This is a genomic window from Streptomyces sp. TRM68367 (genome assembly GCF_014495685.1).
Taxonomy (GTDB): domain Bacteria; phylum Actinomycetota; class Actinomycetes; order Streptomycetales; family Streptomycetaceae; genus Streptomyces.
Genome location: NZ_JACTVI010000060.1, coordinates 39339 through 48469, shown reverse-complemented (window position 1 = coordinate 48469; position 9131 = coordinate 39339). Strand labels below are relative to the sequence as shown.

The window sequence follows — 9131 nt, the reverse complement described above, 5'->3', positions numbered from 1 at the left end:
GCATCGGTCATCGGAACCACCCGAGCATGCCCGTTGATCATGCTGTCGCGCCGCGAAACTCCAAGATCCCCGACAGAGTCAAGCTGAGATCGCTGGGCTGAAACCGAAAAACGCCGATATGCAAAAGGCGCCGCGGGATCCGCAGCGCCATCGACACCCCCATGACAGCACCTCTGCCGTCACTGGCTCAAGTGTTCTCTGGTTGACTGGGCCATTGGCACAGCCGAGTGGACTCGATCAGCGCCACCGGCGTGCCAACGGACGACCATCGAGACGCGAGGGGGCCGGCCGGCATGGCCGTGGACGAGCTCGACACCCGCATCCTGCGGCTGCTGCTGGAGCAGCCGCGCACCAGCGTGCGCGAGTACGCCCGGATCCTCGGGGTCGCCCGCGGCACACTCCAGGCCCGCCTGGACCGGCTGGAGCGGGACGGGGTGATCACCGGCACCGGGCCGGCCCTCTCCCCCGCCGCGCTCGGGCATCCGGTGCTCGCGTTCGTGCACATCGAGGTCACGCAGGGCCACCTCGACGAAGTGGGCGACGCGCTGGCGGCCGTACCGGAGATCGTGGAGGCGTTCTCGACCACGGGTGGCGGTGATCTGCTGGCCCGTGTCGTGGCGCGGGACAACGCGCACCTGGAGGACGTGGTCCAGAAGCTGATCAGCCTGCCCGGCGTCGTCCGCACCCGCACGGAGGTGGCCCTGCGCGAGCGCGTCCCGCACCGGCTGCTGCCGCTCGTGGAGTCGATCGGGCGCTCGGCGCGGAAATGACCTTTGACATGCTGGGACCATGAGCACTCTCGGCGACATCTCAGTCATCTTCGATCTTGACGGAACGCTCGTGGACAGTGAGCCGAACTATTTCGAAGCGGGCCGGCAGACCCTCGCCGGGTACGGCGTCACGGACTTCACCTGGGCGGACCACGAGCGGTACGTCGGCATCAGCACGCGAGAGACGATCGCGGACTGGAAGGAGCGGTACGGTTTGCGGGCCCCGTTGGAGGAACTGCTCACCGTCAAGAACCGCCACTATCTGGAGCTGGCCCGCGCCGACACGCGGGCGTACCCGCAGATGCGCATGTTCGTCGAAGTGCTCGCGTCCGACGGCGTCCCCATGGCCGTGGCCTCGGGTTCCTCTCCGGAGGCCATCACGGCGATCCTGGCCGGGACGGGTCTGGACGCGCAGCTGCGCACCGTGGTGTCCGCCGACGAGGTGGCGCACGGCAAGCCCGCCCCCGACGTGTTCCTGGAGGCGGCCCGGCGGCTGGGTGCAGACCCGGCCGCCTGCGTGGTCGTGGAGGACGCCGCCCCGGGCGCCGCCGCCGCGCACGCGGCCGGCATGCGGTGCATCGCGGTCCCGTACGTCCCCGCCCAGGCCGACGCACCGGAGTTCGCCACGGCGGGTCTGCTGCTGCGCGGCGGCCAGCGGGAGTTCACGGCGCGGACCGCCCACGACTGGCTGGTGCGCTCGGCCTCGCCCGCCTGAGCCTTCCCGTTCCACGAGGCCAAGTACAGTGCGGGAAACCCCAGTTGATCACCGAAGGAGTCACTGTGCAGCATACCGACGCCCCGGTCATCACGGAGATCGCCGTGGCGGACGAGGACGCCGGGCCGTACGGCATCGCGGCCGGGCCCGACGGGGCGCTGTGGCTGACCTTCGTGCACAGCGGTCGTATCGCGCGGCTCGGCCTCGACGGCGCAGTCACGGAATTCCCGCTGGACGTGGCCACGTGCCGCCCGACGGTCATCACGCCCGGACCCGACGGGGCCCTGTGGTTCACCCGCTACCAGGATCACCGGATCGGCCGGGTCACGGTCGACGGGAAGACGGAGAGCTTCGGTGTGCCGACGCCCGACTGCGGGCCCTACGGCATCACGGCCGGTCCGGACGGTGCGCTGTGGTTCACGCAGATGAACAGCGACCGGATCGGCCGGGTCACGGTCGAGGGGGAGATCACCGAGTTCGCCCTTCCCGTCGAGGGAGGCTTCCCCTCGGCCATCGTCCAAGGCCCCGACACGGCGCTGTGGTTCACCCTCAACCAGGCGAACGCCATCGGTCGTATCACGGTCGACGGCGAGGTCGGTCTGCACCCGCTGCCCACGACGGGTGCCGCGCCGGTGGGCATCGCGAGTGACGGGGTCGACCTGTGGTTCGTGGAGATCGCGGCGGGTCAGGTGGGCAGGATCACGGTCGACGGCCGGATCGTGGAGTTCCCGCTCCCCGACCGCACGGCCCGGCCTCACGCCATCGTGGCGGCCTCCGCCGGGGACTGCTGGTTCACCGAGTGGGGAGGCAACCGCATCGGCCGGATCATCGCGGCCGCCGAGATCACCGAGTACGACCTGCCGACACCGTCGTCGGAGCCGCACGGCATCACGATGGGGCCCGACGGTGCCGTCTGGGCGGCCCTCGAGTCGGGAGCGGTCGCGCGGCTGGCGCCGTGGTCCCGACCGCGTGTTTGCGGTCGGGACCGGGCTCGTTCGGCAACTCCAAGCGCCTGACCCGTCGACGCTCCCCTACCCCTCCCGTCCGGGCTGGCCTGGGCGGACAAGGGCGTCACAGTCACGCAGACCACCGAATTCCCGCGGGAGCAGCGCAGCACGCTCACCCTCGGCGGCCGCGGCGGTTCCTTCACGCTGCGGCTGCGCGTGCCGTCGTGGGCGACCACCGGCTTCCGGGTGACCGTCAAGGGGCGTGCGGTGCAGGGCACTCCGGCGCCGGGGAGCTACTTCAGCGTGTCGCGGACGGCGACCAGCCGGCCTCCGAGGGCGCCGAGGATCCGACGCACGCCTACTTCCGGCGCTCACAGCCGCGGGTGGTCTTCGGCGGCAAGGACTCCGGCGTGGTGGGTGTCCGCGGGGCGGCTGAGCCGAGCCGAGGGGGACAAGGCGGTGCGTACGGGGCCGCGGCCCCGTACGCACCCTGACCACCCGGCACGCCGGGGATGTGCAGGACGGCTCCGAACCGTGACCGGAAATTGATGCCCGGTAAATGATTCACTTGTGCCGCACAGCCGTATCTCCTGGTGTCAGGTCGATCTCATCCGGGAGGCACCATGCGCATGCCGCGCAACAGGGCAGGAACCGCAGTCGTGGGCGGTGGCCTGGTCCTCACCCTCGCCGCGTTCGCCTACCCCGCCATGTTGGGCATGCAGAACACCGCCGGCGGCCAGGACCGTGTCGTCGTCGACACCGTCTACGGCCCGCTGACCGAGGCGGACCGCGACTTCGTGGTCAAGGTGCGGGCGGCCGGGCTGTGGGAGCACCCCCTGGGCATGCTGGCGATGCAGCGCGGCCAGACACCGGAGATGAAGGAGGCCGGTGAGCATCTCGTGGCCGGTCATGCCCTGCTCGACCAGACCTGCCGCCGGATCGCCCTCGAGCTGGGCATCACCCTGCCCAACCAGGCCTCGCCCCAGCAGCAGCAGTTCGTGGCGACCGTGCAGGCCAGCAACGACAGGGAGTTCGGCTCCACCGCGGTGAACATCATGCGGGTGACCCACGGCCAGATCTTCCCCACCATCGCCAAGATCCGGGCCTCCACGAAGAACACCCTGGTGCGTCAGCTCGCCGACCAGGCCAACGACACCGTGCTCGACCACATGACCGTGCTGGAGAAGACCGGCCTGGTCAATCAGGAACAGGTCACCGCCCAGCAGACCGCGCCGCCCGGCCTGCCCTCGGACCAGCTCACCCCGCCGCCCGCGCAGCGCGGGGCACCGGTGACGGTCCTGAACATCCCCGACGGCGTGGATCCGGACACGGCGGCCCCTCCGCTTCCCTCACCGGCGGCCGGCGGCTGAGTACAAACATGGCCGGGCGGCCGCTCTGGTGCCCCCCTCAGTGCGGCGCTGCCCGCAACGGTTCTCCGGGGTCGGCGGGCCAGCCCAGCGGGTGCGGGCCGTCCTGCGCGGAGACGGGGGGCTCGCCGCCCGCCTCGTTGAACGCGCTGAGCGCCTCGATGAGCGCCGTGCGCTGCCGGGGCGCGAGCCGTTCGACGATGGTGCTGATCTCGGCGCGCCGGCGGGCGGTCACGTCCTCGACCGTGCGCCGGCCCTCCGCCGTCAGCCGCAGCAGGGTCTCGCGGCGGTTGTCGGGGTTGGTCTGCCGGTCGGCGAGCCCGGCCGCGATCAGCCGGTCGATCATGCGCATCGCCGTCGAGGGCGCCACCTGGAGCAGGTCGGCGAGGTCGACCAGCTTGGTGGCGCCGCGGGTGAACAGCACCACCAGCATCCGGAACTGGGCCAGCGTGACCCGCTCCTCGACGGCGGCGAGGGACCGGGCGGAGACGGCCACCAGCAGCCGCGAGGCGGTCAGTACCGCCCGGGTGACAGCGTCGACGTCGTCTTCGTCCCCTGCTGGGGTCTCGGGCTCCGGCATGGCTCCTTTCTACCTGCCTGGTCCGGCTCCCATGCACCCCGGGGGGAACGGTTTTTTCCCCGCATGACCTCGCCGCCCACCCGTCCAGGCCCGGCCGCCGCTACGACCGGCGGCGCGGCCTGCCCCGCCGGCCGCCGCTCTTGGAGGCGCCGCCGGAGTCTCTCCCCCGGCCCTTGCCGGCCGCCGGCTTGCGCTGCTTCGCCCCGGCCGCACCGGTCCGTGTGCGCTCGGGCTCCGAAGGTGCGGGCCTGCGTCCGCGCGTGCTGTTGACGGTCCGCCCGCGGACGATCCCTATGAAGTCCTCCACCTGGTCCGTGGTCGCCGCCTCCGGCCACGCCAGCGCCACCCGCGACTCGGGGGCGTCCTCGACCGGCCGGTGGGTGAGGTCCTTGCGGTGGTGCAGGCGGGCGAGCGAGAGCGGTACGACGAGCACGCCGATGCCGGCCGCCACCAGTTCGACGGCGTCCGCGGTGGTGGCGGGGCGTTCCAGGGCGGGCCGCCCCGGGAGGCGCTCCCAGTCGAGCACGTCGTCCAGGGGGTGCAGCACGATGTCGTCGGCCAGGTCGCCGACGGACACCTCGTCGGCCGCGGTCACGAGGTGATCCCTGGGGACCACGACGGCCGTCGTCTCGGTGTATAGGGGGATCGCGCTGAAGACGGTCCGGTCGACGGGCAGCCGGACCAGACCCGCGTCGGCGCCGCCGTCCGCGAGCAGGGGGCAGGCGTCGGCCGCGGGGACCGGCAGCAGGGTCAGCGGGACCTCGGGCACCCGCTCGTTCCAGATGCGCACCCACTTGTCGGGCATCACGCCGGGGACATAGGCGAGCCGGAACGAAGGGGCCGCGTCCGGGGAGGGAGATGCATCCGAGCCTGTCACCGGGCCAGGCTACCGGGCGCGGCCGGGGCCCCGCGCATCCGCTCGTTACCCTGGTCGCCATGACGTCGCACCAGAACACCCAGACCATGAAGCCCGCGACCGCGGCCAAGAAGCTGGGTGTGTACCTTGAGGCCACACCCGCCGAGTTCCGGGAGGGTGTCGTCTCGCGCGCCGAGCTGAACGCGCTCCAGGCGGACCCGCCCGAGTGGCTGCGCGAGCTGCGGCGGAGCGGTCCGCATCCGCGGCCGGTGGTGGCGGCGAAGCTGGGCGTCTCCATCGCGGGCCTGGCGCGCGGCGGGGTCACGCAGCCGCTGACCACCGAGGAGATCGAGGCGCTGAAGCGGGAGCGCCCCGAGTGGCTGGAACAGGAGCGCGCCACCCAGGCGGAGGTCCGCAAGGAGGCGTCCCGCATCAAGCAGAAGCAGGCCGAACGCGCCGCCCGCACCCAGCGCACCTGACCCGTCGGCACCACTGCCAGCAACACAGCCCCAACCGGATGCGACCGGTTGGGGCTTTCTTCTTGCTGCCTCCTTGAGCCCACAACCCTCGTGTGACGTCGGTGAAACTTTTCGGCCATGTCTTGACGTGCCGACGTGACAGTCCCTAGCTTGGCCGATCATTTAGATTCGTGAAAAGAGTTCACGTACATGAACATCGGAGAGTGCCCATGCGGGATCGCCGACGAAGTCACCGCCCGGCCGCCCTGCTCGCCGTCGTAGGGCTCGCGTTCGGAGCGGCCGCCTGCGGCTCCGGGTCCGGCAGTGCGGGCAGCGACGATCCGAACACGCTGGAGGTGTGGACCCGGAGCGATCCGGAATCCGCCCTCACCTACAAGCGCGTCTTCGCCGCCTTCACCAAGAAGACCGGGATCAGGCTCGACTACCAGCCGGTCATGAACTTCGACCAGCAGCTGCAGAGCCGGGCATCCACGAAGGACCTGCCGGACGTCATGATCAACGACACCGCACTGATGGGCAGCTACCAGGCACAGGGCCTGCTCAAGCCCATCACCCCCGCGTCGATCGCCGGACATGACGAGATCACCGCCAAGTCCTGGTCGTCGACCGTTGGCCTCGACGGCAGGCACTACGGCATCCCCTACTCCCGGCAGGCCATGACCCTGTTCGTCCGCAAGGACTGGCGCGAGAAGCTCGGCCTGCCCCGGCCGAAGACCTGGCAGGACACGCTCGCCCTCGCCAAGGCCTTCGCCACGCGTGACCCGGACGGCGACGGCAGGAAGGACACCTACGGCATGGTCGTCCCCGGCAGCGCCCAGAACGGCTACGTCGCCTGGTGGGGCGCCAGCTATCTGTGGCAGGGCGGCGTGCGGATCATCGAGCCGGACGGTCCGGGTCGCTACCGCCCCGCCATGGACTCGGCCGCGGCCGTCCGCACCGTCACCTGGCTGAAGGACAGCCTCTTCTGCGGTGACAACGGTGTCATCCAGCCCAGCGCGCTGACCTCCGTCACCGCCAACACCACCAACTTCCAGGACGGCAACGCCGGTATGTATCTCACCGGCCCGTACAACATCTCCACCTTCGACAAGGCGCTCGGCAAGGACAGGTTCGAGGTCCTGCCCGCCCCCGCGGGGCCGACCGGCTCCGACGTGCTGGCCGACGGCGAGAACATCTACTTCGGCGCGAAGACGGGCAAGGCGAAGCAGGAGCAGGCTCTCGCCGCGTTCCTCATCTCCCCCGAGGGCCAGAGGCTCGCCATGACCGGCGACCACCAGCCCGTCGTCCGCATCCCCGTCAACTCCACGCTGAACGCGGCCGAGGTGCGTGACGACCCGCGCTGGAGCGTCGTACAGCAGGCGTACGAGGAGCACTCGCAGCAGTTCCCCAACGCCCCGGACTGGGCCCCGATCAAGCAGGACACCGCCGACAGCCTCAACGCGATCTTCACGTACTGCGGCAGCGACGTCCGCTCGGGCCTGAAGGAACTCAACGACACCCTCGCCGGCGACCTCAAGGACCAGGACCTGTTGAAATGACCGCGACCGTGACCACGCCCGTGACCACGCCCGGGGCGCCGCCCCGGTGGCGCAGCGCGCTGCGCAAGGGAAACGTACTCCCGTGGCTGTTCCTCGCCCCGGGCCTGCTGCTCGCCCTCCTGTTCAAGTTCTGGCCGATGGCCAAGGGCATCTGGCTGAGCTTCTTCGACGTCCGGCCCTTCCTCGGTGACAAGTGGATAGGCCTGGACAACTACACCCGCGTCCTGACCGACCACCGGTTCCAGGACGCGATCGGCCACACTCTGGTCCTCGGCATCGGGTGGTCGCTCGGCGCCATCGCCGTCGGTTTCCTGCTGGCTCTGCTGCTGGAGGGCCAGGCCCGGTCCCTGAAGATCGTGCGGACGGCCGTCTTCCTGCCCGTCGTCACCGCGACCGCGGTGGTCGGCGAGCTGTGGCGGCTGATGTACTACCCGACCTCCGACGGCCTGATCAACCACGGCCTGAGCTTCCTCGGCCTCGGCCCGGTGCCGTTCCTGGACAACCCCGGCACCGCGCTGTGGTCGACGATGGCCATGGCCATCTGGATGCAGGCCCCGTACAACATGGTGATCATCCTCGCCGGGCTCGCGGGCGTGGACCGGTCGCTGTACGAGGCCGCCGCGATGGACGGCGTCTCGCTGTGGCAGCGGCTGCGCTACATCACGCTGCCCGCGATCCGCCCCGCGCTCGGCATTGTCCTCACCCTCGCCGCGATCCGCGGACTGCGCGTGTTCACCGAGGTGTACGTGCTCACCGGCGGCGGCCCCGCCGGGTCGACCGACGTGTGGATGACCCGCGCCTACACCCTGGGCTTCACCCGCAACGACATCGGCGGCGCCTCGGCGGCTTCCGCGGTCCTGCTCGGCGTGACGCTGCTGCTCACCGTCATGGTCAACTACTTCCGCAAGAGGGGAGACGTGCGATGAGCGCTCCCGCCATCGATCCCGTCCGCACCCGGGCGCCCGCTTCCCCCTCCCGGAAGTCGTCCCGCGCCCGGCGCACCACGCCCGCCCGCTTCGACACCGCCCTCGGCTGGAACGACAAGCCCGGCGTCTCCTGGGCGCTGCGGATCCTGCTGTGCGCGATCGCCCTGGGGGTCTTCGCCGCGCCGTTCCTGGCGATCTTCTCCGGTGCCCTCAGCCACAACCCCAGCGGCTCGTCGCTGTCCTTCCTGCCGCACGACTCCACGCTGCTGAACTTCCGCGTGGCGGGCGAGCGCGGGATCTGGGACTACTTCACCAACTCGCTGGTCATCGCGGGCGGCGGGCTGCTGCTCCAGCTCGCGGTGTGCACGCTCGCCGCCTACGCGCTGGCCCGGCACAAGTTCCGCGGCCAGGCGCTGATCCTCACCCTGTTCATGCTGACGATGATGCTGCCCGAGGAGGTCATCGCCATCCCGCTGTCCCTGGTCCTCGGCGACGTTCCCGTGGTCGGCGTGGACCTGAAGGGCACGGTCTGGGGCGTGATCCTGCCGCTTGGCGCGTGGGGTTTCTCGGTGATGCTGCTGACCGAGTTCATGAAGGACATCCCCGCCGAGATAGAGGAGGCCGCCCGGATCGACGGAGTCGGCGAGCTGCGGATGCTGTGGCAGGTCGTGCTGCCGCTGTGCAAGCCCGCGCTCGGGGTGGCCGGGGTGCTCGGCTTCATCATGATCTGGGACCAGTACCTGCTGCCCCTCATCGCCGCCAAGGACCCCACCGACTACACCGTCACCGTCGCCCTGTCCATCCTGCGCACCGACCCCGAGGTCGGCTCCGGAGTGGTGCTGGCCGGTGCGGTCATCGCCCTCCTCCCCAGCCTGATCGTCTATCTGCTCCTCCAGCGCTCGCTGGTCACCGGCATCGCCGCCGGTGCCACCAAGGGCTGACCCCGCCCCCCC

At 70.7% G+C, this 9131-nt stretch carries 10 protein-coding genes and 1 pseudogene; 9 read left to right on the top strand and 2 right to left on the bottom strand.

Annotated elements, in window-relative coordinates:
- The first annotated feature begins 293 nt into the window (after window positions 1-293).
- The 5 genes and pseudogenes from H8R17_RS29995 to H8R17_RS29975 all read left to right on the top strand — a co-directional run bounded on the left by H8R17_RS29995 (window position 294) and on the right by H8R17_RS29975 (window position 3802).
- Window positions 294-770, top strand: coding sequence for an Lrp/AsnC family transcriptional regulator (locus H8R17_RS29995; protein WP_187826362.1), 477 nt, complete (start codon window positions 294-296; stop codon window positions 768-770).
- Window positions 771-789: 19 nt separating this feature from the next.
- Entirely contained in the window at window positions 790-1485 is a 696-nt protein-coding gene (locus H8R17_RS29990; RefSeq protein ID WP_187826361.1) for an HAD family phosphatase, read from the top strand.
- 65 nt (window positions 1486-1550) lie between these two features.
- Window positions 1551-2501, top strand: a complete 951-nt coding sequence (locus H8R17_RS29985) for a virginiamycin B lyase (protein ID WP_187826360.1) — start codon at window positions 1551-1553, stop codon at window positions 2499-2501.
- A gap of 24 nt (window positions 2502-2525) precedes the next feature.
- Window positions 2526-2845: pseudogene (locus tag H8R17_RS29980) on the top strand (hypothetical protein); the annotation flags it as partial.
- A gap of 210 nt (window positions 2846-3055) precedes the next feature.
- A complete protein-coding gene (locus H8R17_RS29975; protein ID WP_187826359.1) occupies window positions 3056-3802 on the top strand; it encodes a DUF4142 domain-containing protein in 747 nt (248 codons plus the stop codon).
- Between the two features lie 37 nt (window positions 3803-3839).
- Here the strand turns inward: H8R17_RS29975 and H8R17_RS29970 are convergent, their stop codons facing one another.
- Both H8R17_RS29970 and H8R17_RS29965 read right to left on the bottom strand, forming a co-directional pair.
- Window positions 3840-4379 (bottom strand): MarR family winged helix-turn-helix transcriptional regulator, encoded by a 540-nt coding sequence (locus H8R17_RS29970; protein ID WP_187826358.1) that lies wholly within the window; start codon window positions 4377-4379, stop codon window positions 3840-3842.
- 100 nt (window positions 4380-4479) lie between these two features.
- Window positions 4480-5256, bottom strand: coding sequence for a LysR substrate-binding domain-containing protein (locus tag H8R17_RS29965; protein WP_399477464.1), 777 nt, complete (start codon window positions 5254-5256; stop codon window positions 4480-4482).
- Window positions 5257-5315: 59 nt separating this feature from the next.
- Here H8R17_RS29965 and H8R17_RS29960 point away from each other — a divergent pair, with 59 nt between their 5' ends.
- From H8R17_RS29960 to H8R17_RS29945, 4 genes are all read left to right on the top strand, one after another.
- Window positions 5316-5714 carry a DUF5997 family protein gene (locus H8R17_RS29960; RefSeq protein ID WP_187826357.1) on the top strand — a complete coding sequence of 133 codons (399 nt, stop codon included), beginning with the start codon at window positions 5316-5318 and terminating at the stop codon, window positions 5712-5714.
- A 209-nt stretch (window positions 5715-5923) separates the two neighbouring features.
- On the top strand, window positions 5924-7252 hold the full coding sequence (locus H8R17_RS29955) for a sugar ABC transporter substrate-binding protein (RefSeq protein WP_187826356.1): 1329 nt from the start codon (window positions 5924-5926) through the stop codon (window positions 7250-7252).
- Window positions 7249-8178 (top strand): carbohydrate ABC transporter permease, encoded by a 930-nt coding sequence (locus H8R17_RS29950; RefSeq protein ID WP_262505615.1) that lies wholly within the window; start codon window positions 7249-7251, stop codon window positions 8176-8178. The genes H8R17_RS29955 and H8R17_RS29950 overlap by 4 nt, the downstream gene beginning before the upstream one ends.
- Window positions 8175-9119 (top strand): carbohydrate ABC transporter permease, encoded by a 945-nt coding sequence (locus H8R17_RS29945; protein ID WP_187826355.1) that lies wholly within the window; start codon window positions 8175-8177, stop codon window positions 9117-9119. Before H8R17_RS29950 ends, H8R17_RS29945 begins: the two co-directional genes overlap by 4 nt.
- Window positions 9120-9131 lie beyond the last annotated feature (12 nt).